The organism is Rhodobium gokarnense, from assembly GCF_025961475.1.
Lineage (GTDB): Bacteria > Pseudomonadota > Alphaproteobacteria > Rhizobiales > Rhodobiaceae > Rhodobium > Rhodobium gokarnense.
The window spans coordinates 1-21,990 of the sequence record NZ_JAOQNS010000004.1 but is presented as its reverse complement, the minus strand read 5'-3'; the positions used below and the strand labels follow the sequence as shown (position 1 = coordinate 21,990).

General features: G+C 65.6%; 27 protein-coding genes and 1 tRNA gene. 5 read left to right on the top strand and 23 right to left on the bottom strand.

Features of this window, described 5'->3' with window-relative positions; genetic code table 11:
• From M2319_RS07815 to M2319_RS07795, 5 genes are all read right to left on the bottom strand, one after another.
• Nucleotides 1-915, bottom strand: coding sequence for an HD-GYP domain-containing protein (locus tag M2319_RS07815; RefSeq protein ID WP_264600899.1), 915 nt, complete (start codon nt 913-915; stop codon nt 1-3).
• Complete coding sequence (locus M2319_RS07810) at nt 888-1,430, bottom strand: heme NO-binding domain-containing protein (protein ID WP_264600898.1); 543 nt, start codon at nt 1,428-1,430, stop codon at nt 888-890. Before M2319_RS07810 ends, M2319_RS07815 begins: the two co-directional genes overlap by 28 nt.
• Nucleotides 1,431-1,654: 224 nt before the next feature.
• Entirely contained in the window at nt 1,655-2,179 is a 525-nt protein-coding gene (locus M2319_RS07805) for a metallophosphoesterase family protein (RefSeq protein ID WP_264600897.1), read from the bottom strand.
• An 84-nt stretch (nt 2,180-2,263) separates the two neighbouring features.
• A complete protein-coding gene (locus tag M2319_RS07800) occupies nt 2,264-3,871 on the bottom strand; it encodes a carboxyl transferase domain-containing protein (protein WP_264600896.1) in 1,608 nt (535 codons plus the stop codon).
• A 76-nt stretch (nt 3,872-3,947) separates the two neighbouring features.
• A complete protein-coding gene (locus M2319_RS07795; RefSeq protein WP_264600895.1) occupies nt 3,948-4,598 on the bottom strand; it encodes a glutathione S-transferase family protein in 651 nt (216 codons plus the stop codon).
• Between the two features lie 180 nt (nt 4,599-4,778).
• Between M2319_RS07795 and M2319_RS07790 the strand changes: the two genes are divergently transcribed.
• Entirely contained in the window at nt 4,779-5,453 is a 675-nt protein-coding gene (locus tag M2319_RS07790) for a glutathione S-transferase family protein (protein WP_264600894.1), read from the top strand.
• On the opposite strand, the gene M2319_RS07785 is transcribed toward M2319_RS07790, so the two are convergent.
• From M2319_RS07785 to M2319_RS07775, 3 genes are all read right to left on the bottom strand, one after another.
• On the bottom strand, nt 5,450-5,866 hold the full coding sequence (locus M2319_RS07785; RefSeq protein WP_264600893.1) for a rhodanese-like domain-containing protein: 417 nt from the start codon (nt 5,864-5,866) through the stop codon (nt 5,450-5,452). The two genes, M2319_RS07790 and M2319_RS07785, sit on opposite strands and share 4 nt — an antisense overlap.
• A 238-nt stretch (nt 5,867-6,104) precedes the next feature.
• A complete protein-coding gene (locus M2319_RS07780) occupies nt 6,105-6,233 on the bottom strand; it encodes a hypothetical protein (RefSeq protein ID WP_264600892.1) in 129 nt (42 codons plus the stop codon).
• Nucleotides 6,234-6,504: 271 nt separating this feature from the next.
• The gene (locus M2319_RS07775; protein WP_264600891.1) at nt 6,505-7,308 is read right to left on the bottom strand and encodes a YdcF family protein; all 804 of its coding nucleotides are present in this window, start codon (nt 7,306-7,308) and stop codon (nt 6,505-6,507) included.
• Nucleotides 7,309-7,420: 112 nt separating this feature from the next.
• Between M2319_RS07775 and M2319_RS07770 the strand changes: the two genes are divergently transcribed.
• Together M2319_RS07770 and M2319_RS07765 are read left to right on the top strand one after the other, a co-directional pair.
• Entirely contained in the window at nt 7,421-8,344 is a 924-nt protein-coding gene (locus M2319_RS07770) for a DMT family transporter (protein ID WP_264600890.1), read from the top strand.
• 10 nt (nt 8,345-8,354) lie between these two features.
• On the top strand, nt 8,355-8,966 hold the full coding sequence (locus tag M2319_RS07765; protein ID WP_264600889.1) for a thiamine phosphate synthase: 612 nt from the start codon (nt 8,355-8,357) through the stop codon (nt 8,964-8,966).
• Nucleotides 8,967-9,443: 477 nt separating this feature from the next.
• Here M2319_RS07765 and M2319_RS07760 read toward each other — a convergent pair whose 3' ends face one another.
• The 14 genes from M2319_RS07760 to M2319_RS07695 all read right to left on the bottom strand — a co-directional run bounded on the left by M2319_RS07760 (nt 9,444) and on the right by M2319_RS07695 (nt 20,087).
• Nucleotides 9,444-10,271 carry an aldo/keto reductase gene (locus M2319_RS07760; protein WP_264600888.1) on the bottom strand — a complete coding sequence of 276 codons (828 nt, stop codon included), beginning with the start codon at nt 10,269-10,271 and terminating at the stop codon, nt 9,444-9,446.
• Between the two features lie 79 nt (nt 10,272-10,350).
• Entirely contained in the window at nt 10,351-10,689 is a 339-nt protein-coding gene (locus tag M2319_RS07755) for a hypothetical protein (RefSeq protein WP_264600887.1), read from the bottom strand.
• A gap of 29 nt (nt 10,690-10,718) precedes the next feature.
• On the bottom strand, nt 10,719-11,342 hold the full coding sequence (locus M2319_RS07750; protein WP_264600886.1) for an ATP-dependent Clp protease proteolytic subunit: 624 nt from the start codon (nt 11,340-11,342) through the stop codon (nt 10,719-10,721).
• Between the two features lie 136 nt (nt 11,343-11,478).
• Nucleotides 11,479-12,042, bottom strand: coding sequence for a GNAT family N-acetyltransferase (locus M2319_RS07745; RefSeq protein WP_264600885.1), 564 nt, complete (start codon nt 12,040-12,042; stop codon nt 11,479-11,481).
• Complete coding sequence (locus tag M2319_RS07740) at nt 12,039-12,548, bottom strand: lysozyme inhibitor LprI family protein (RefSeq protein WP_264600884.1); 510 nt, start codon at nt 12,546-12,548, stop codon at nt 12,039-12,041. Before M2319_RS07740 ends, M2319_RS07745 begins: the two co-directional genes overlap by 4 nt.
• 32 nt (nt 12,549-12,580) lie before the next feature.
• Entirely contained in the window at nt 12,581-12,892 is a 312-nt protein-coding gene (locus M2319_RS07735; RefSeq protein WP_264600883.1) for an SH3 domain-containing protein, read from the bottom strand.
• Nucleotides 12,893-13,010: 118 nt separating this feature from the next.
• Nucleotides 13,011-14,183 (bottom strand): isovaleryl-CoA dehydrogenase, encoded by a 1,173-nt coding sequence (locus M2319_RS07730; protein WP_264600882.1) that lies wholly within the window; start codon nt 14,181-14,183, stop codon nt 13,011-13,013.
• A 90-nt stretch (nt 14,184-14,273) separates the two neighbouring features.
• On the bottom strand, nt 14,274-14,981 hold the full coding sequence (locus tag M2319_RS07725; protein ID WP_264600881.1) for a glycoside hydrolase family 25 protein: 708 nt from the start codon (nt 14,979-14,981) through the stop codon (nt 14,274-14,276).
• Between the two features lie 99 nt (nt 14,982-15,080).
• Complete coding sequence (locus M2319_RS07720; RefSeq protein WP_264600880.1) at nt 15,081-15,605, bottom strand: hypothetical protein; 525 nt, start codon at nt 15,603-15,605, stop codon at nt 15,081-15,083.
• A gap of 60 nt (nt 15,606-15,665) precedes the next feature.
• Nucleotides 15,666-15,962 (bottom strand): hypothetical protein, encoded by a 297-nt coding sequence (locus M2319_RS07715; RefSeq protein ID WP_264600879.1) that lies wholly within the window; start codon nt 15,960-15,962, stop codon nt 15,666-15,668.
• An 86-nt stretch (nt 15,963-16,048) separates the two neighbouring features.
• On the bottom strand, nt 16,049-17,464 hold the full coding sequence (gene mgtE / locus M2319_RS07710; protein WP_264600878.1) for a magnesium transporter: 1,416 nt from the start codon (nt 17,462-17,464) through the stop codon (nt 16,049-16,051).
• A 319-nt stretch (nt 17,465-17,783) separates the two neighbouring features.
• Nucleotides 17,784-19,160 (bottom strand): aspartate aminotransferase family protein, encoded by a 1,377-nt coding sequence (locus M2319_RS07705; RefSeq protein ID WP_264600877.1) that lies wholly within the window; start codon nt 19,158-19,160, stop codon nt 17,784-17,786.
• Between the two features lie 484 nt (nt 19,161-19,644).
• A tRNA-Leu gene (locus M2319_RS07700) sits at nt 19,645-19,731 on the bottom strand.
• A 56-nt stretch (nt 19,732-19,787) separates the two neighbouring features.
• Nucleotides 19,788-20,087 carry a FliM/FliN family flagellar motor switch protein gene (locus M2319_RS07695; protein ID WP_264600876.1) on the bottom strand — a complete coding sequence of 100 codons (300 nt, stop codon included), beginning with the start codon at nt 20,085-20,087 and terminating at the stop codon, nt 19,788-19,790.
• Nucleotides 20,088-20,170: 83 nt separating this feature from the next.
• Here M2319_RS07695 and lipB point away from each other — a divergent pair, with 83 nt between their 5' ends.
• Nucleotides 20,171-20,881 carry a lipoyl(octanoyl) transferase LipB gene (gene lipB / locus M2319_RS07690; RefSeq protein ID WP_264600875.1) on the top strand — a complete coding sequence of 237 codons (711 nt, stop codon included), beginning with the start codon at nt 20,171-20,173 and terminating at the stop codon, nt 20,879-20,881.
• 35 nt (nt 20,882-20,916) lie between these two features.
• A complete protein-coding gene (locus tag M2319_RS07685) occupies nt 20,917-21,450 on the top strand; it encodes a hypothetical protein (RefSeq protein ID WP_264600874.1) in 534 nt (177 codons plus the stop codon).
• Between the two features lie 15 nt (nt 21,451-21,465).
• Here M2319_RS07685 and M2319_RS07680 read toward each other — a convergent pair whose 3' ends face one another.
• Nucleotides 21,466-21,753, bottom strand: a complete 288-nt coding sequence (locus M2319_RS07680; protein ID WP_264600873.1) for an acylphosphatase — start codon at nt 21,751-21,753, stop codon at nt 21,466-21,468.
• Nucleotides 21,754-21,990 lie beyond the last annotated feature (237 nt).

Below are 21,990 nucleotides of genomic sequence, written 5' to 3'. Positions count from 1 at the left end.
TCACGCCTTCCTGACGATATCGATCTCTTCGGCGACGAGCTTTGCCATCCTGAGCGAGCAGAGCCGGCGGATCGTGATCTCCGACAGAACCGAGCCGGCGGCGAGCAGCAGCCGGCCCTGTGCATCGACGATGTCCCGATCGACCACGTCGCCGGGCAGCAAGTGGCTCGGCGCCAGCGACTTCTGCACGCCCGCCGCATCCTGCTGGCCGCGTGCCCGCCGCAGGTGGGCATAGGCAACCTTCAGGATCTCCACATCGTAGAGTTCCCGGTGCTCGGCCATCTTCTTGAAGTCGCGGGTGCGGTCGACGCCGGTCGCCTCGTCGGAAAGGTCGATGAGGACCTTGAGGATCCGCGCCGCCTCGGGAATCTCCCGGCCCTTCACCCCGTCATAGGGATAGCCGCTGCCGTCGAAGCCCTTGTTGCAATAGAGCACGGCCCTGGCGACCGGCTCCATGCGGGGGATGGTGATGAGAAGGTCGTGCGCGGCCTGCGTGCTTTCCGCCAGTGCCTTGCGCTCGTCGGCATTGAGGTCGGCATCGAGGGCCTTCTTCTGGATGATGTCGTCCGGCAGCGACAGCATGCCGATCGGATAGAGCATGGCGGCAAGGTCGAGCACCCAGCAACGCTCGATGCCGACATGGGGCGCGATCCGTTTCGCCCAGCGCTCCACCTTTCCGGCTTTCTGGAAAAGTTCCGGCCGGGCCATCGCCAGCACGTCGGCCAGCACCTTCATGCTGCCGGAGAAGAGCTGCTCCAGCTCCTTGTTGGCGGCGAACAGTTCCCGGCTCTTGCGTTCGATCGTCGCCTCGGCCGCCATCCGTGCGCGCTTTTCCCGCGCCAGCCTCTGGGCCAGCGCCTGGACGTCCTTGTTGACGGCACTGAGAGCTAGGGGTGCAGGAGAAATGTCAGGCACTGCTTGTCCTCCTCCTGCGGATGATCGCGCCGCTCCAGGCGGTGGGCCTCGCCGTAATGGGCAATCGCCCCGACGATCAGACCCTCGCACAGATCACCCATATGCCGGTTCGACCGGTAGCTGAGTTCCAGGCTGCCGTCCGGCAAACGCCGCGTGCCGATTTCCGGCAGCGCCGCGTTCGGATAGAGCTTGCGCACTTCTTCGTGGATGTAGGCGTCGACGTTTTCCAGAAACGAAAAGAGGTCGGGCTTCTCGGCGAAGAACTGGGGATAGATGGCGTGAAACCGCGTCAGCAGGTGCCGGCCGAAACTCTTGACCAGGTCGCCAACACCAATGCCCGTCTCGCGGCCGAGTTCGACAACCAGACTGACGATCTCGGAATGGTCGTAGGTGCCGACGCTGGTATAGGCCCCGCCCGACGGCAGGTCCGCCCGCCCGACGATCCGTTCGGTCGTCTCCATGCCGAAGCGATCGTCGACCATGTCGAGGAATTCCGTAAACACGACTCCCTTCAATCGCGACTCCTTGGTCCGGTATGGGCACAGGCTGAGGAAAGAGTTATCACACAACCCTTTCATTGTATTTAAGAGAATACTGAAAACAATTGGCATTTATTTTCGAAAAATTTCGTCTTTTATATTTGGATCGGCGAAATATAGAATACAGTGGATAAATTTGAAGATTGGATCAGCCTGCTTCTATATACAGAAAGAGAAATGATAACTTGGATACACGTCGTTTACCGCCAGTGCTCCGGTAGCGCATCCAGCAGGTTCTCTACCCGGGCAAGCGGCACCGGGGCGTAATCGTGGGAGTCGACGCCGACGTCGAGGCTCTTGCCGAGCGGCGCTTCGTCGAGCGCCCCATGGACATGGCCGAACAGATGCCAGGCGCCGCGGATCGCGTTCGGCCAGTCGCGCATGGGGTAATGGAAAAGCACGAAGCTGCGGCCGTTCCAGCGCTCTTCCAGCATCGTATCGACGGAGGCAAAGAGCGCGCCGCTGTCGCGCACCAGCCGGTCGTCGTGATTGCCGCGAACGAGGCGGATGGTGCCGTTCAGCCGGTCCAGATAGGGGCTCGCATCGCCGGTCTCCCGGTGGCAGAAATCGCCGAGGTGATAGACCGTGTCGCCGCAGGAAACCGTGCTGTTCCAGTTGGCAATCAGCGCACTGTCCATCTCCGGCACCGACGAGAACGGGCGGTCATCGAGGACGCCCGTATCGCCGAAATGGGTGTCGGAGGTGAAAAAGATGCTGCCTGCCATGCTGTCGTCTCCAAGCGTCATTTACTTCGCAGGAAACACAACGCAGAACCGCTGCAAACGATCCTTCACAATAAGTTACAGAACTTACATACGAAAGACGCCAAAGGCCGTTTCCGGGATCGGCGCATTGAGGGTCGCGGCAAACGCCAGCGTCAGGACCCGGCGGGTTTCCGAGGGCGCGATGATGCCGTCGTCCCAGAGCCGCGCCGTGGCGAAATAGGGATGCCCCTCCTCCTCGTAGCGCGCCCGGACCGGCGCCTTGAACGCCTCTTCCTCCTCCGCGCTCCAGGTGCCGCCGTCCGCCTCGATGTTGTCGCGCTTGACGGTGGCGAGCACGCTTGCCGCCTGCTCTCCGCCCATGACCGAGATCCGCGCATTCGGCCAGGTGAACAGGAACCGGGGCGAAAACGCCCGCCCGCACATGCCGTAATTGCCGGCGCCATAGGAGCCGCCGATGATTACGGTGACCTTCGGCACCTTGGCAGAGGCGACCGCGGTGACGAGCTTGGCCCCGTCCTTGGCAATGCCCCCGGCCTCAAAGGCGCGCCCGACCATGAAGCCGGTGATGTTCTGCAGGAAGAGCAGCGGAATGCGCCGCTGGCAGCAGAGCTCGATGAAATGGGCGCCCTTTTGCGCGGACTCCGAATAGAGGATGCCGTTATTGGCAAGGACGCCCACCGGAATGCCGCCGATGCGGGCGAAGCCGGTGACCAGCGTCGTCCCATAGAGCGCCTTGAACTCGTGAAACGCCGAGCCGTCGACGAGCCGGGCAATCACCTCGCGCACGTCGTACTGCTTTTTAAGGTCCGTCGGCACCACGGCTTCCAGTTCGCCCGGATCGAACAGCGGATCTTGCGAAGGCTGAAGGTCCAGATCGGGCGCCTTGACGGTGTTGAGGTTGGCGACGGCGGTCCGCACCTGGGCGAGCGCCTGGAGGTCGTCGGCGGCATAGTGGTCGGCAACGCCGGAGACGCGCGCATGGACGTCGGCGCCGCCGAGGTCCTCCGCCGTCACCTCCTCGCCGGTTGCCGCCTTCACCAGCGGCGGGCCGCCGAGGAAGATCGTCCCCTGCTTGCGCACGATCACCGTCTCGTCAGACATCGCGGGCACATAGGCGCCGCCCGCCGTGCACGATCCCATGACGGCCGCGATCTGGGGAATGCCCTCCGCCGACATCGTCGCCTGATTGTAGAAAATGCGGCCGAAATGCTCCCGGTCCGGGAAGACGTCGACCTGGTTCGGCAGGTTGGCGCCGCCGGAATCGACGAGATAGAGGCAGGGCAGCCGGTTCTCCCGGGCGATCTCCTGGGCCCGCACGTGCTTCTTCACCGTCATCGGATAGTAGGTGCCACCCTTGATGGTGGCATCGTTGCAGACGATGACGCAGTCGCGCCCGGACACCCGGCCGATCCCGGTGATGATCCCGGCCCCGTGGATGTCGGCATCATACATACCGTTCGCGGCAAGCGGCGACAGCTCCAGGAACGGCGACCCCGGATCGAGGAGCCGCATGACACGCTCGCGCGGCAACAGCTTGCCGCGGCCCACATGGCGCTCGCGCGCCCGCTCCGACCCGCCAAGGGCGGCCGTTGCCCGCTTCTCAGCCAGGTCGGCGACGAGGTCCCGCCAGCGGGCGGCGTTTTCCGCAATGTCTGATGCCGCAAGGTTGGCGTCGGAGGACAGAACGCTCACGCCCGCCCCCCGCGGCGTCTTGCCGGCCCGGCCAACGGACCGGCCGGCGCCGGAAACAAGGTGCGGGCGCCCGGCCTCATTCCACTTCGTCGTGCTCGAGGATCCAGGGTTCGGCCTCGCCGGCCGCGTACCATTTCTCAAGCACCGGAATGGTCAGCACGTCGTCCATATAGGCGCGGCAGATGTCGTCGACCTCGATGCCGTAGGTCTCGAACCGCGAGACCACCGGCGCGAACATCGCGTCGGCCGCCGTGAAGGTGCCGAACAGGAAGGGCCCTTGCGAGGCTTCCAGGCACTGGCGCCAGATCTCGGTGATGCGGGCGATGTCCTTGTCGACGGCCGGCGTCGAGGCGCGGCCCGCAATGCGCTTCCTGACATTCATCGGATAGTGGTCGCGCAGCGCCCCGAACCCGGCATGCATCTCCGCGCTGACCGAGCGCGCCTCGGCCCGCTGCACCGGGTCGTCCGGCCACAGCCCGGCGCCCGGATAGGCCTCGGCGAGATATTCCAGGATGGCGAGGCTCTCCCAGACGGTGAGGTCGCCGTCGATCAGGATCGGCACCTTGCCGGCCGGCGAGTAATTCAGGATCTTTTCCTTGGTGTCCGGCTGGTCGAGGGGGATCAGCACCTCCTCGAACGCGATCCCGGCAACGCTCATCGCCAGCCAGGGTCTGAGCGACCAGGACGAGTAGTTCTTGTTGCCGATGATCAGTTGGCGTGTCTTCATCTCAAAGGGTTCCTTGTGCCGGCCGCGCGATTCGCGCGTGTCCCCACCGGTAACGGTCCGGAAAAATCCCACGTTGCGGGGTGACTTGCAACCGATCCGCACGGCCCGCGGCACAGCAACCGGCAATGGCCGCCGGCAACGGCGAAAAACGGCGGGCGGCAAGCCCGGATCGACACAGCGATGGGTGCGGCTGGGCGGCAGATGGCGGAGACGGTGATCCTCTACGGCTACCGCTACAGCGTCTATCACCGCATCGCGCGGATGGCCTTGCACGAAAAGGGCGTTTCCTGCGACATCGTCGACGTCGATCCCTTCGCGGACGATGTGCCGGACACCTATCGCGAGATCCATCCCTTCGGCCGGGTCCCGGCGCTCCGCCACGGCGCCTTCACGCTCTATGAGACCGCCGCCATCACCCGCTATGTCGATGCCGCCTTCGACGGCCCCGCGCTGACGCCGACCGCCCCGCAAGCCGCGGCGCGGATGGCGCAGGTCATCGCGATCATCGACAGCTACGGCTACTGGCCGCTGGTGCGCCAGGTCTTCGCCCACCGCATCTTCCGGCCAGCCGAAGGGGCTGCAGGCGACGAGGCCGAAATCGCGGCGGGTTTGGAAGCGGCCGGCCCGGTCCTTGCCGCGCTGGAGGCCATCGCCGCCGAGGGGCTGGTGCTGAACGGCAGGGACGTCACCCTCGCCGACTGCCAGCTGGCGCCGATGATCGCCTATTTCACCATGGCGGAGGACGGCGCCGCGGCGATGGAGCCCTTTCCGGCACTCACACACTGGTGGGCCAGGGCGTGCATCCTGCCGAGCCTGACGGAGACCGACCCCGGTCTCCCCGACACCCCCGCCTAAGCTTCGCCGATGCTCTTTTCCGGCTTTTCGACCGGACCGCCGGCCTTTTCCCAGGCGCCGAAGCCGCCGGTGACATGGGCCACCGGATCGAGGCCCATGCGCTGCGCCGTCGCCGCGGCAAGCGCGGAGCGCCAGCCGCCGGCGCACAGGAAGATGAACTTCTTGTCGGCGAGGAAGACCGGCTTGTGATAGGGGCTCTCCGGGTCGATCCAGAATTCCAGCATGCCGCGCGGGCAATGGAAGGCGCCGGGAACGCGGCCGTTGCGGTCGAGCTCGCGGATGTCGCGCAGGTCGACGAAGACGACGTCGTCGTGGCCGTACTGGTCGATCGCGGCCTTGGCGTCGAGCACCTCGACGGTCTTCTCGGCCTCGGCGATGAGCTGCTTGTATCCGACGGAAATGGTCTGCGGCATGGCGGTGCCTCTTCGGTCCTGGGGTGCGTTGCTTGAGCGTGGCGCGGGAGGCGCGCCGGGAGGAACGGTTCAAGGCCGGTTATATCGCATTGCCCCGAAACGGAAAGGACCGGCCGGCCGCCGCAGTGACGCGGCCCGGAATCGAAAAGGGCGCGGCCCCCATGGCCGCGCCCTCCAGAAATTCTCTTCGGTGGTTTTTCCGGGAGTGCCGGGCACCCTGCCCGCTCGTTGCTAGCGCCTAGCGCGCCGCAATCGCCGTGGTCGTGTCGAAACCGCCGAGCAAACCGATCACCAACAGAACGCCGACCATCGCCGCAAGGCTCCAGGCCATGACATTCCAGCAGGGCTGCTGCTTCTGGTGTTCCATCAAGCCCCCATTTCGCTTGTGATGTCGAGAGCGCCGCGAAGGGAGGAGCGGCGCGACGTCCGGATTAATCTTCGCTTAAGCTTTTCGCAAGCGCAAAAACACCCGGACCGTCATAGTTCTATCGCAAAGCCCTTTTTGCCGCCCCATTGTCGCCTCATTTATTGAACGTTTCCAAACATTTGGTGAAAGGCGCAACGGTTATCCACACAACGCATGGCTGAATTGCTCGGTTGCATGGGTCGGATTTTACGGAAAACGGCCGTTTCGCGGCCTATTTTCCGGCCCCGTCCGGGCCCGGCAGAAGCGAGTCGGTGCGCCCGGTCAGGTAATAGGCGGCAAGCCCGATCCACTCGCGAACGGCAATGTCGGTGAAGCGCAGGCCGCGCGAGACCGACGTGAAGCCCAGATGATCCGAGGTGCTGCGATAGTCGACGGGATAGGCCTCGATGCCCGTCCAGCCGGCCTTGCGGAAGACGCCGATCGCCCGCGGCATATGGAAGGCCGACGTCACCAGCAGCCAGCGTTCCCCCGGCTGCGGCTTGGCGAGGTCCAGGCTGTAGACGGCGTTCTGCCAGGTGTTCTGCGAGCGGTTCTCCAGCACCGGGCGCCGCGAATGGATGCCGAGGCTCGCCATCAGCGTCACCATGGCGTCGGCCTCCTGCACCGTGCCGGGAAAGATCGCGACCTGGCCGCCGGACAGGATGATCCGCGCCTCCGGAAAGCGCCGCGCCAGGGCGACCGCCGCCGTCACCCGCTCCGCCGATTCGGCGAGAGCCACCTGGCCGTGCCGCTCGGTCCGGATTGTGTCGACGGCACCGCCGAGGACGACGATGCCGGTCGGCGGCGTGACGACCTCCGCCACCTTGGGAAATCGGCTCTCCAGGGCTAAGAACAGCATGTTGCCGACCGGCCCGAGGCCGCAGGCGAGCATCAGGAGGGCACCAACGACCACCAGCGTCGTGCCGGTCCGCCGCCATCTGAAAAGCAGCAGCACGGCCCCGCCCAGCACCAGAAACAGGATGACGTTCGAGGGTCTTAAGAAAAAGAAGGCGACCTTGGCGACGATGAGAAACACGGGATCGGGCTCTCCAAATGGCTGAGGCAGCAAAACGGTGATCGACGACAATTCGGCAACCGGTTAGGGTCCGCCGGTTCCGCCACCGACCCGCATACCGCCATCTGCCGCCATGATCCGCAAGCCCACGCCCGTCGATATCTTTCTCTTGATTCTGGTCTCGCTGATCTGGGCCTCGACTTTTCTGGCGATCAAGGTCTGCGTCGACGAGATCGGCCCGACATGGCTGGTCGCGATCCGCGTCCTCGTCGGCTTCCTGGCGATCCTGCCGTGGATCGCCTGGCGCGGTCTCGTCCTGCCGAAGGGCGGCGGACAATGGGCACTGACCCTTTCCGTCGCCCTGCTCAGCATCATCGTGCCGTTCTTCCTCATCGCCTGGGCCGAACTGACGATCGATTCCGGCGTGACGGCGCTCCTGATGGGCATGGGGCCGTTCTTTGCGATGCTCCTCAGCCACCTGGCCACCGAGGACGATCGCATGAACCTCTTCAAGGTGCTGGCGGTCATGTGCGGCTTTGCCGGCGTCCTCACCGTCATCGGGCCGAGCGCCGTCGGCGGCCTCGGCGACCATCTCCTCGCCCATGCCGCGGTCCTCGGCGCCAGCCTCTGCTATTCCGTCGTCGGCGTCTTCGTGCGCCGCGTGCAGGGCATCCCGCCGACGCGGTTTTCCGGCCTCATCCTCGGGCTTTCCGCCGCCTTGCTCGTCCCGTACGCGCTCGCCACCGGCCAGCCCGACTGGCAGGGCCTTTCGGCCGAGGCTATCGTCGCACTGGTCTATCTCGGCGTCTTTCCGACCGCGCTCGGCTATATCCTGCGCTATCACCTGATCCGCACCATCGGACAGAGCTACTTCGCCCTCGGCCTCAACCTGATCCCGATCTTCGGCGTCAGCCTCGGCGCCCTGGTGCTTGACGAACCGGTCTCGCTCAGCCTCTTCGTCGCGCTGGCGCTGGTCGTCACCGGCCTCTTCTTCGGCCAGCGCGGGGCACGGCAGGCGTCGCCCCCGAAGGCATCGACGACCGCCGCAACGCCCTGAGGAGACCCTTTTGCTCGACCGTTTCTATCTCATCGTCGACAGCGCCGACTGGCTCGACCGCTTCCTGCCGCTCGGCCTCTCCCTCGTCCAGCTCCGCATCAAGGACGCGGACGAAGCCACCCTCAGGCGCGAGTTCTCCTCGGCCATCGCAAAATGCCGGGCGGCCGACGCGACCCTCGTCGTCAACGACTATTGGGAGCTGGCGATCGATCTGAAGGCCGACTGGCTGCATCTCGGCCAGGAGGACCTGGAAACGGCGGACCTTGCCGCGATCCGCGCCGCCGGCATCCGCTTCGGCGTCTCCACCCATGACGACGCCGAGCTGGAGACAGCCCTTGCCGCCCGGCCGGACTACATCGCCCTCGGCCCCGTCTTTCCGACGACCCTGAAAGAGCTCGATTGGGCACCCCAGGGCCTTGAAAAGGTCACCGACTGGCAACGCCGCCTCGACGTGCCGCTGGTCGCCATCGGCGGCATCACCCTGCAGCGCGCGCCCGCCGTCTTCGCCGCCGGCGCCGACATTCTCTGCGCCTCCACCGACGTCCTCGGAGCCGATGACCCGGAAGCCCGCCTCGGCGCCTGGCTGGATGCGCGGGCGACATGGACGCGCGGAACGCGATAGGCGCCCCGGAGCGTGTTGACAAACAAAAGCGTCATCGCGAGGAGGCCGAAACGCCGACGCGGCGATCCAGAGGCTACAGGCTCAGAAACTGTAGCTGTGGATCGCCGCGTCGCCTGCGGCTCCTCGCGATGACCTAGTGAAACAGCAGTCGTCGTTGAGGAAAGCACACTCCCGCTTGCCAAACACACTGTCGTCTCCCCGGCCCCCGAGCCGGGGCCCAATGCCCGCATCAACACGGTATGCCGTTTGTTGGTGCAACAAGGACGCGGCGCGGCGATAGGCAGTGTCAAAGCCCCGATGCGGGCTACAACGTTGAGGCGGGCAATGGGCCCCGGGTCTCCGCTTGCGCTCCGCCCGGGGTGACGGGGAGAGGGTGACGCGGCCGATGGAATTTCCGAAACGCGCGTCGCGGGTATCCCGGTCCTCTGGTCCCTTGCAAAGCCGGATCTGTGTTGGTGTCAGTAAGTCAAACCCGACTCAATCATCCCAGCTCGGCGCGAAATCGGGATCGACGATGCGCCCGTCGTCGCGGGATAGGCCGTCGATCGCGGTGACCTCGTCGGCCGTCAGCGTGAAATCGACAACGTTGAGGTTCTCCACAAGCCGCTCCCGGTGCGAACTTTTCGGGATGGCGATCACATTGCCCTTCTGGATGAGCCAGCGCAGCGCCACCTGGGCCGGCGTCCTGCCGTGGGCCTCGGCAATGGCGACGACCACCGGATCCTCGGCGACCGTGTTGCGTGCGATCGGGCAATAGGCGGTGACGGCAAGGCCGTTCCGCCGCGCGACGTCCATCACCGCGCTCTGGGAGAGATAGGGGTGCATCTCGACCTGGTTGAGGGCGATCGGCGCGGGCGACAGCCGGATCGCCTCTTCCAGCAGCAGCGCCGGAAAGTTGGAGACGCCGACGGCGCGGGCAAGGCCGCGCGCCTTGACGTCAGCAAGCGCCTCCAGCGATTGGCCGAGCGGGATATCCGGGTTCGGCCAGTGAATGAGATAGAGATCGGCATGGGCGAGGCCCAGGCGTTCGAGGCTCTCCTCCGCCGCACGCTGCATATCGCCGGCACCGATATGGTCGTGCCAGGCCTTGGTGGTCACGAAAAGCTCGTCGCGGGCAATGCCGGACGCGGCGATCGCCGCGCCCACTTCGCGCTCGTTGCCATAGATTTCGGCCGTGTCGATGTGCCGGTAGCCGACCTCAAGCGCGGTCTCCACCGCCCGCTGGCCGTCCGCCCCGGACAGCCGCCAGGTGCCGAGCCCGATTGCAGGAATGGCAAGTCCGTTGGCATCTACAGTCGGAACCACGAGGACCTCGCTTCCCGGCCCCGGAGTTCATATCTCAGATTAAGAAACGCCTGGAGGCCGTTATTAGTGCAATAAAAAATCAGTCGGGACGGAGCGCCTTGCCGTCCACATTGCCGATCAGCGTTCCCGACTGGATCTCGCACCAGCGCTCATCGAGCAGCTTACGCTTCACCGAGCGCGAGCCGAACTGCCATTCGGCGAAGGGAATCTCCGGCCGGCACCAGCGAAGGACGATACCCTTCGTGCCGGCCTTGAGCGTCCCCTTGACGGAAGCGCCCGACGACATGCCGGAGCGCACCGGCGTGTCGCTGCGGACCCTGTAGGTCATGTCGTAGGGGCTCGGCGAGACCGCGCCCGCGGGCGCCGCCCACATCGCGGCACAAAGCCCGAGGGCTGCGGCAACGGCGAGATGGCGCACGGGCGTTCTCCCCTTTAGCGCGGCCGGCCTCAGTCGAGCTCGGACTGCGAGTTCACCACCTTGGAGACGAGGCCGTATTCGATCGCCTCTTCCGGGCTCATCCAGTAGTCGCGGTCGGTGTCCTTCTCGATCCGCTCGACCGGCTGGCCGGTGGCATCGGAGAAGATCTTGTTGAGCCGGTCGCGCATCTTCAGGATTTCGCGGGCCTGGATCTCGATGTCCGTCGCCGGGCCGCCGGCGCCGCCGGACGGTTGATGCAGGAGGAACCGCGTGTTCGGCGTGCAGAAGCGGTTTTCCTTGTCGGCGGCGACAAAGATCAGCGCGCCGGCGCTCGCCACCCAGCCCATGCCGAGCATGCGCACCTTCGGCGCGATGAAGCGGATGGTGTCGTGGATCATGTCGCCCGACTCCACATGGCCGCCGGGCGAAGAGACGACGACGGTGATCGGGTCGCTGTTGACATGGGCCAGCGCCATCAGCCGGGTCGAGACGTCGCGCGCCAGTTCCTGGGTGATCTGGCCGGTGATCAGCACGGTGCGGGCCTCGAACAGGTGCTTGTCGACCTGCAGGGATTGCGGCGTCTTGGTCTTTTCCTCCTCGTCCTCATCTTCGTCGTCGAGATGGAAGGGACGGGAATTCGGACGGTCGATCATGAAAATCTCGCTGTTGCAGGAACCGAATCTTGAGCGGTCAGCCGCTTTCAATCCGTTTGTTTAGGGCAATGCGGGCCGGCTCGCAAATGGCGAAGCCGGTACACCCGCGGCAGAACACCAACATGGTGTACGCGGCTCAGAAATCCAGCCGCATCAGCGGCCGCGTCGGCGAGCGCCGGGCGACCTCGGCAAAACCGGCAGCGGCGAACTGGGATGCGATACCGATGAACCCCTCGCCCCACTGCAGCTCGCGCTGCGGGTCGACGGGACAGGCTTCCAGCGCCCGGGCGCCCTCGCCCCGCGCATAGTCGACAGCCGCCGCGATCAGCCGACCCATCAGGCCGTCGCCGCGATAGGCCTTGCGGACAAAGAAGCAGTTGATCATCCAGACGCCGTCTGGGTCGTCCAGCGTCGCCGCAACGCGCGAGCGATTGAGTTTCGGCAAGGATGAACGCGGTCCAACCGCGCACCAGCCGATCGCCGTATCGCCATCATAGGCAAGGACGCCCGTCGGCCCCTCGCCCACCGCCGCCTCGAACGCCGCCCGGCGCTCCTCGCGTGCCATCTCGTTGAAGGTTTTCGTCGGCACCCGCCACCACATGCACCAGCAGCCGCCGGAAGCGCCGCGCTCCGGCCCGAAAAGATCAACGAGGTCATCGAACTTGTCCGGCGTCAGCGGCCGGAAGGAAAAATCGCTCACCGGGATTCGTACTCCACCACGAGGGAGCGCAGCTCCAGCGCCCGGGCGCCCGTCGTCTCCAGCATGCAGCTCGCGCCGGTGACCGTTCCGAGCGTGCCGCCCTCATATTTGGCGTGCTCGAAACCGCATTTGGCGTCGCGCCAGGCGATCCAGGCGCGCTGGACGTCGCGAAACTGGCGCTTGAGCTCGGCGGAAAGATATTGGCGCGCGCTGCCGTACCAGTCGTTCAGCAGCGAATCCCAGATCCGCTCCTCGCGCTGCAGGCAGGAGGCCATGCCGTAGGTGGTCTGGTTGTCGGGCACGTCGAGGCACGGATTGGCGACGACGCCGATGCAGTCGGCGGCGATCTTCAGCGTCTCGGCGCCGCGCGAGGCTTCCAGGCACTCCTGGACCGCCTGATGATCTTCGGGGGACGGTTCGGCCGGATCGTCCGACGCGGCGACCGCCACATTGGCGGCAAAGAACAGGAAAAGGGCTCCAAGGCCCGCTCTGAGGGCAGTCTTCATGTCATCTCCCGGAAAAAGCCTCTGACGATCCGTCACTCGGCGAGAAAGCGCCCGTTCGACCAGCCGACGACGCCGCGATATTCAACCTGACACCAGTAGCGGTCGCCGAAATCCCGGCAGCCGAGATTGCCCACATCGCTGGCGTCATAGGGAATGGACCCGACCTTCTCGTAGCGCGCCGACGGCCCGGAGCGGATCCACAGGACGTCGCCGGCAACGACGCCGATGACGCGGAAAAAGTCCGGCCCGTCCGCCGTCGCTCCGGCCGGTCGCGGCGCGAGACAAAGGACAAGCGCCAGCGCGAAGCAGATGATTGCGACCCTCCGGCCGAAAACAGTCGGCACGGTTTCCTCCCCTCGGCGATTTCTGTCCCCACTCGCCGACGCCGGCGCCGGGGCATTGCGACATTCTGGCACTCCCTTCCCCGGCCGAAAAGCGAAAACGGCCCCGCTGGTGCAGCGGTCACCTCGTCCGCTCGAACAGCTCCCGCCCGATCAGCATGCGGCGGATCTCCGAGGTGCCGGCGCCGATCTCGTAGAGCTTGGCGTCGCGCAGGAGGCGGCCGGTCGCGTAGTCGTTGATGTAGCCGTTGCCGCCGAGGCACTGGATGGCATCGAGCGCGATCTGCGTCGCCTTTTCCGCGGCATAGAGGATCGCACCGGCCGCGTCCTCGCGGGTCGTCTTTCCCCGGTCGCAGGCCCTTGCCACCGCATAGACATAGGCCCGGCAGGCATTCGCCGTCACATACATGTCGGCGAGCTTTCCCTGCATGAGCTGGAAGGTGCCGATCGGCTGCCCGAACTGCTTGCGTTCGTGCAGGTACGGCACGACGACATCGAGCGCCGCCTGCATGATGCCGAGGGGCCCCGCGGCCAGCACGGCCCGCTCGTAGTCGAGCCCGGACATCAGCACGGCAACCCCGCGATTGACGGTGCCGAGAACGTTCTCCTCCGGCACCTCGCAATCCTCGAAAACCAGCTCGCACGTGTCGGAGCCGCGCATGCCGAGCTTGTCCAGCTTCTGGGCCGTGGAGAAGCCGGCAAAATCCTTTTCGACCAGGAAGGCGGTGATGCCGCGCGGGCCGGCCTCAGGGTCGGTCTTGGCATAGACCACCAGCGTGTCGGCGACGGGGCCGTTGGTGATCCACATCTTGGAGCCGTTGAGGACGTAGCGTTCGCCCCTCTTTTCCGCCTTCGTGCGCATGGAGACGACGTCGGACCCCGCCCCCGGCTCCGACATGGCGAGCGCGCCGACATGCTCGCCGGAGATCAGCTTCGGCAGGTAGCGCCGCTTCTGGTCTTCCGTGCCGTTGCGGCGGATCTGGTTGACGCAGAGATTGGAATGGGCGCCGTAGGAGAGCCCGACCGAGGCCGAGGCCCGGCTGACCTCCTCCATGGCGATGCAGTGCTCCAGATAGCCGAGCCCGGCGCCGCCATAGTCCTCCTCCACCGTGATGCCGTGCAGCCCGAGGGCGCCCATCTCCGGCCACAGGTGGCGCGGGAACTCGTTGGTCCGGTCGATCTCGCCGGCAATCGGCGCGATCCTGTCCTCGGAAAACGAGCGCAAGCTGTCGCGCAGCATGTCGGCGGTCTCGCCGAGGTCGAAATCGAGCGTGGGGATATCGTTGGCGGGCATCCTCGGGTCCTCTCCGTAAGGGTGTCCGGCGTTCTTATCGGCCGGCTTTCCACCCCTTATAGAACCCGCAAAGGGCGCAACCAAGCGGCGCTATTCCGCCGGCTTCAGGAGCAGCCCCCGGAACTCTTCCTCCGTCCCGGCAAAGGCATCGAGATCGACATTGCCGTCGATGCCGGCGCGGCTGCCGCGGTCGTGGTACTGCCAGAAGGTCCACATGCGTTCGTTGAGGACCGGCGCGGAGACGATCGAGCGGAACCAGAACGGCCGGTCGAGGAAACGCCCGCCGACGAGCTTCTTGTAGGAGTCCCGCGAGGCGTAGATCACCGTCTTGGTACCGAAATGCGCATCGACGACTTCCAGGAAGGCGAGCATGCCGATGACGAAATCGTCGCGCGCCGGCTCCTCGTCGCAATTGCCCTCGAACTCCACGTCGACGGCCGGCGGCAGCGTTCCCGTCTCGCGCGGCACGGTGGCGACGAAATGGGCCGCCTGCTCCTTGGGGTCGCGGCAGAAGGAGTAGAAATGATAGGCGCCGACGGGAATTCCGGCGGCCCGGGCGCCCTGCCAGTTGTCGGCAAAATTCGGATCGGTGAAGTCGCCGCCCTCGGTCGCCTTGATATAGGCGAAATCGACGCCGTCCTCCGCCGCCCGCTGCCAATCGATGGCGCCCTGGTGGTGTGAGACATCGATCCCCTGGACCGGAAAGCGCATCCGCGAGGGCTCATAAGTCATGTAGTACCAATAGCCCCCTGCCCCGAGAACGATGAGCGCGACGGCGGCGATGACGAGTTTGCGCATGTCCGGATCGGGTCCTGTTTTTATTGAAACGGGATCGGTTTGCGCCGGCACCTTATCGGAAAACGGGCAAAAGACGATTGGACGTCAGGCCGCAACGGATCAGGACGCCCCGCGGTCAAAGACGATGCGCCGGGCGCAGCCCTCCTCGCACGGCTCCAGCGCGAAGGTGAGCGCCTCGCGACCGGCGCAGAAATTGCCGCCATTATCCGCCGTCCGGTTCGCCACCGCGTCGGGATCGACGCGGCTTTCCGACAGGATATCGCCCTTGCCGTCAAGCGTGACGATCAGCCAGTAGCCGCTGGTGAGGAACGTCGCGTGGTTGCGCATCGGCGGGATCAGCATGCCGGGCATCTTTGAAGGCGTCTTGGTCTTTCCCGGATCGGGAATCGGCTCGTTAAGGACGCACGCATCGGTCCAGTCGCCCGGCACGACCTCAGACAACGGCGTCGGCGCTCCGTCCGGCACGGCGGCAAACGCCTCACCGAGCGCCCGTTCGCGCTCATCGAGCACAAAGCCGGTCGCCACATAGACGCCCATCATGCCGACGATGCCGACGGCGGCGAGCAGCGTGAACGCGGTCAGCGGCGACAGCCGGAAGCCCCGGGACGATTTCTCAGATGCCATGATCGGCGGCCCCTTTTTGGCGCGGCCGGCGCGGCCGGCCACTCGGGGGCCTCTATAGCCTCAAAACGCCAGGTTCGTCGAGGTGATGACCAGCGGCTCGCCGTCGGAAAAATCCTCGTCGTCGATCTGTTCCAGAACGGGCTTGGGGACCGGCCCGCGTTCTGCCGGCATCTCCATTGCCGGATCGCCCATTGCGGGGCCGGCGCGCTCCAGCGTGATGACCCGGCCGACCGTGCAGATCTCGTAGGCGCCCTCGCCCGGAAGCGTCGTCATCCGGCAGGTCGGATTGGTTCCGTCGCCAAGGCAGCCGGCAAGGGAAAGGGCAAGGAGCGGAGCGAAGAAAAGCGCGCGCGGCATGGGGTGTCCCCGTCGAGGATGGAATGCCGCAACGGTGCGCTTTTATGGTTAATGATCGGTGAAGCGGCTGCCGTTCCGGCGGGCGCTCAGGCGAGCCCGAACCACCAGGCAGCGAAGCTGAGGAACGCGAAAAAGCCGACGACGTCGGTGACCGTGGTGACGAACACGCCGGAGGCGATCGCCGGGTCGACGCGGAGCTTGTTGAGGGTCAGCGGGATCAGGATGCCGAAAAGCCCTGCAGCCACCATGTTGACGACCATCGCCGCCGCAATGACGCCGCCGAGCCCGACATTGTCGAACCAGACCGCGGCGATGACGCCGATGACCACGGCAAAGAGGACGCCGTTGAGGAACCCCACGATCGCCTCGCGGGAGATGATTCGTCGGGCATTGAAGATGTCGATGTCGCGGGTGGCGAGCGCGCGCACCGCGACCGTCATGGTCTGGGTGCCGGCATTGCCGCCCATGGAGGCAACGATCGGCATCAAGACGGCGAGTGCCACCATCTGCTGGATCGTGGCATCGAACAGGCCGATGACCAGCGAAGCGAGCACGGCGGTCGCCAGGTTGACCAGCAGCCAGGTGAAGCGGCTCTTGACGGTGGCGAGGATGGAGTCGGAGACCTCCTCGTCGCCGATACCGGCCATGCGCTTGATGTCCTCGTCGACCTCTTCCTGGATGACGTCGACGATGTCGTCGATGTGGATGACGCCGACGAGGCGCTCCGAATCGTCGGTGACGGCGGCCGAGATGAGGTTGTAGCGCTCGAAGAGGTGCGCCACCTCCTCCTGGTCGTCGGTCGCGGAGACCAGATAGGGCGAGCCGCGCATGATCTCGGAGATCTTCTGCGGCCGCTTGGAGCGCAAGAGCGCGTCGAGCGGCAGCGTACCCTGCAGTCGGAACCCGGGGTCGACGACAAAAATCTGGTAGAACTCCTCCGGCAGTTCCTCCGCCTCGCGCAGATAGTCGATCGTCTGGCCGACCGTCCAGAACGGCGGCACGGCGATGAAGTCGGTCTGCATCCGCCGGCCGGCGGATTCTTCCGGATATTCCAGGACCCGTTGCAGCTGCAGCCGTTCGACGAACGACATCTGCTCCAGGATCGCGTCCTTGTCCGGCTCGTCGAGGTCTTCCAGGATGTGCGCGGCATCGTCGGAATCGAGCTCGCGCATGCCTTCGGCGACGGCCTCGGGCGGCAACTCGTCGAGGATGCGCACGCGCACCGCATCGTCGAGCTCGGTCAGCGCGACGAAATCGAAGTCGCGGCCGAGCAGCCGGACCAGCTTCGACTGGTTCGCCGGGTGCAGCGCGTCGATGAGGTCGGCAAGGTCCGCCTCGTGGAGGTCTTCGGTGAGCGCCTTCAGCCGGTCGGCATCGTCGGCCTCGACGGCGGCGCCGACGAACTCGACGAACTCCTGCGACAGGTTGCCTTCCTCGTCCCGGGCGGCCGGGACAAGGGCGGCATCCTCCTGCGGTCGTTCGACGGTGTCGGTGTCGGCCACGAAAATCTCCGCGCGTGTCGGGACGGGTGCGGCCGGCATCTCGCCGCGCCACTGCCTTGAGAATTACCGTGGGGGCCCCGTGGTGGCCACCAAAAACTTGCCCGTCGGCGACGGACCGGCGGGCACTCAAGCGCAATGGCGTGAATGGACTGTACCGGCCATGTCTCGACGAAACCAGTCGCCGAGACATGGCAAACGCGCCGGCAGGTCGGGTGTTCCCGGCCCGCCCTCCTGAGTCCGCGACGCAAAACCATTCGCGCCGCGTGCAATGGGACTTATGCGCCGTCACCCCTGCATGGGGTTCGAACGCACGACCGGACTAGACGTCCGCGAAGACTTCCTCGACCGCTTCCTTGGTCTTGCCGACGATCTCGTCGGCCTCGGCGCGGGAAAGGCAGAGCGGCGGGGCAAAGCCGATGATGTCGCCCTGGGGCATGGCGCGGGCGATGACGCCGCGCTTGAGGAGCGCCCCGCTGATCGCCGCGCCGGCCTTCTTGGCCGGATCGAAATAGGTCCGGCTCGCCTTGTCGGCGACGAATTCCACGGCGCAGAGCATCCCCTCGCCGCGCACTTCGCCGACATTCCCGTGCCCGCCGACGGCATCCGCCATCGCCTGATTGAGATAGGCGCCGGTCTCTGCCGCATTGGCAACGAGGTTCATCTCGTCGATGAGCTTGAGGTTGGCGACGCCCGCGGCCGCGCCGATCGGATGGGCCGAATAGGTCCAGCCATGGCCGATCGGGCCGTTCTCGTCGGTGCCCTTCTCCAGCACCTCCCAGACCTTGTCGGAGATGATCGATCCGGAGAGCGGCGCATAGGCCGAGGTCAGGCCCTTGGCGATGGTGATGATGTCGGCCTCGATGCCGTAGTGGTCGGAGCCGAACATGGAGCCGAGCCGGCCGAAGCCCGTGACCACCTCGTCGGCGATCAGCAGGATGTCGTGCTTCTGCAGGATCGGCTGGATCGCCTGCCAGTAGCCCTTCGGCGGCGGCACCAGGCCACCCGTGCCCATCGCCGGCTCGCCGATGAAGGCGGCGATGGTGTCGGCCCCTTCCCGCTCGATCAGCGCTTCCAGCTCCGCCGCGCAATGGGCGACGAACTGGTCCTCGCTCATCGTCAGGTCGTCGCGGCGATAGTAGTAGGGCGAGACGGTGTGGAGCACCGGCGACAGCGGCAGGTCGAACTTCTTGTGGAAGAGGTCGAGGCCGGTCAGCGAGCCGGTCATCAGGCCGGAACCGTGATAGCCGCGCCAGCGCGAGATGATCTTCTTTTTCTCCGGCCGGCCGAGGATGTTGTTGTAGTACCAGACGAGCTTGATGTTGGTCTCGTTGGCGTCCGAGCCGGAGAGGCCGAAATAGACCTTCGACATGTTCGAGGGCGCCCGGTCCAGCACCATCTTGGCGAGCGTGATGGAGGCCTCCGTGCCGTGGCCCACATAGGCGTGGTAGTAGGCGAGCTCTTTCGCCTGCGCCGCGATCGCCTCGGCGATCTCCTGGCGCCCGTAGCCCACATTGACGCAATAGAGCCCGGCAAAGGCATCGAGCAGCGTGGTGCCGTCGCGGTCGGTGATGTGGACGCCGGAGCCGGTCGTAATGATGCGGTTCGGCGCCTCGCCGCGGGCGTGCTGGGCGAGATGGGTGGAGGGATGGAAGAAATTCTCCCGATCCCACTGGTCGAGCTGGTCGTTCCTGAGCATGCGGTAATCCTCTTTTGGAAAAAAGCCGGGAGGGGCCGTTCAGGACCGCAGCATAGGAAAATCCTTAAAGTCAGTTTTCCTGAAAATGGGGGGCAGGGCAGAAAGAACGGCGGAAAATCATGGCAGCCGACGAGGACCCGGCATCCAATGCCCCTTTCCACGCCAATGTCGCGCTCGGACCGATGCGGAGATCCGACCCGCGACGACATACCGTGTTGAGGTGGGCAATAGGCCCCGGCTCAAACCCGGGGTGACGACTGAGTGCGATGCAACGGCAATCGAAGCCGAGAGGCTTCGCAAGGCCGAACGGCTGCCGGCGCCCATGCGCCGCCCCGTCGGAGCCGCGAGCGAAGCGAGCCTGGTGTGAGACAAAAGATCGAAGCCAAAGGCTTCGCAAGGCCGACCGGCCGCCGGCGCCCGTGCGCCGCCCCGTCGGAGCGGTGCGCGAAGCGCACTCGCGTGAGACATATTTTCAAGAGTGAGATGGTGCGGTCGAGAAGACTCGAACTTCCACGGGTTTTACCCCACAGCGACCTCAACGCTGCGCGTCTACCAATTCCGCCACGACCGCAAAAATAGGGCTGATGTCGATCAGCGCGCTTCCTGTATCAAATCGGTGACAGGGGTTCAAGCGTCCCTTTTGGGAAGATCGTCACCGACCACCTTGTAGACGGTGTCACGCGGCCGGGCGTCCGGCGGGCGCATCAGCACCTGGGTGACGGAGACGCCGATCTTCTCGCCGCGCAGGATCACCTGCCCGCGCGCCACCGGAATGTTGTTGGCCAGCACTTGGACATCGTCGTCTTCGGTCGTATCTAACTCGATGACCGCGCCGCGACCCATGCGCAAAAGCTGATGGATCGGCATCTCGGAAGTGCCGAGAACGACGGACAGCTCGACGGTAATGGTGTCGATGGTGGTGCCCATGGAGACTCCGTGGCAAGGCCCGACGGAACGCGCCCGATGCAACGCGACATTTGGCGTCACTGTGGAAGGAGAATGGTTAGCCGATGGTTAATGCGCGCACCGATCCCGGCCGGATCATGGTCGCAAGAGCCGGTGCGCCGCCGGTCGAATGGGTCATCAGCGATACCCCCGTCCCCTACCCCGAGGCGGTGGCCGCCATGGAGGCTCGGGTCGCCGAAATCGCCGAAGGCACGGCGCCGGAGCGAGTCTGGCTCCTGGAGCATCCACCGCTCTATACCGCCGGCACCAGCGCCGTCGATACGGACCTTTTGACGCCGGAGCGATTCCCCGTCTACCGCACCGGGCGCGGCGGCCAGTTCACCTATCACGGCCCCGGCCAGCGCATCGCCTATGTCATGCTGGATCTCAAACGACGCCGCCAGGACGTGCGCGCTTATATCGAGGCGCTGGAGGAATGGATCATCCGTACCCTGTGGCGGTTTCATATCCGCGGCGAGCGGCGCGACGACCGCGTCGGCGTCTGGGTGCGCCGGCCGGACAAGGGGCCGGACGCAGAGGACAAGATCGCCGCCATCGGCGTGCGCGTGCGCCGCTGGACGACCTTCCACGGCATCGCCATCAACGTCGACCCCGTGCTGGAGCATTTCTCCGGCATCGTGCCCTGCGGCGTGACGGACCACGGCGTCACCAGCCTCGTCGATCTCGGCCTTCCCGCCACCCTTGCCGACCTCGACATTGCGCTGAAGGCCGAATTCGCCCCATTGTTCGGGCCGCTGGAAACGGTTACGGACTGAGAGAGTACCAAGCCCGCGGGGGACCACCGGACAAAATGGCCAGCGACTACGTCTTTTCGGTGCGCGGCATCGTCCGCGGCTACCAGCTCTTTCCCGACCAGGGCCCCTTGAAGGAATTCTTCCTCGACGATGCGGAAGGCATCGAGACGCCGATTCGCCTGCGCGGCGTCGAACTGCCGATGCGCGACGGCCACGACGTCGAGGTGTTCTTCGTTCGCGAGGACAACTCCGTCGCCGACAAGCCGCTGCTTGCCTGCAACTACTCGATCCAGAAGCTGGAAGAGGTGCGCGAGGGCGATCCCCGAAAGAAGAAGGAAAAGGGAGGTGCCCTGCCCGGCTGCGGCCTCAGCGCCGGCTGGATGGTGCTCGCCATCTTTGCGCTGGGGCTCGGCTTCTTGCCGGCGATCCTCGTCGGCGCCGTCATCTGGTATTTCTACCGCCAGGTGCCGGTCGACAAATACATCGGCAACCAGGCCCGCCACCACAAGCACCGCAAGCAGCTCGAGGCCTTCATCGTGCGCAAATATGGCGGCAAGCTCAGCTTCGATGCGGAGGTCGCGGAACGCTGACGCCGACGGCCTCGCTCACCGGGTCGCCCGCATTTCGAACGGGCCGCGGATCGGCGCACCGTCGGAAATGACTTCGACATGGTCGACGCGGGCCCAGCCCGGCCCTTTCCGGCAAGCAAGGATGATCGCCTCGACCACCTCCGGCGCCCCGGAAAAGACGGCTTCGACGTCCCCGTTCTGGCGGTTGCGGACCCAGCCGGACAGCCCCCGCTCCTCCGCCTCCCGCCGGCACCAGGCCCGGTAGCCGACGCCCTGGACGCGGCCGGAGATCAGCACGTGGCGGGTGATGACGTCGTCGGTCATGGTCTTACGGGGCTCTCTCCTATGCAGCGATGCCGACAGGAGAACATCCAACCCATTGGGTTCGCAAGGGCGACCAAGCGACGACGTGAGCCCGCTGTGAGGAACGCGCCCGACACCCCCTCTCCCGTCACCCCGGCCTTGATGTATGTCCCGGGGAGATGGCTTACAGCGTTCGGGGAGATGGTTGACAGTTTTGGCATGGATAGGCGGAGGAGGCCGACATGCCATGGCGGGAGA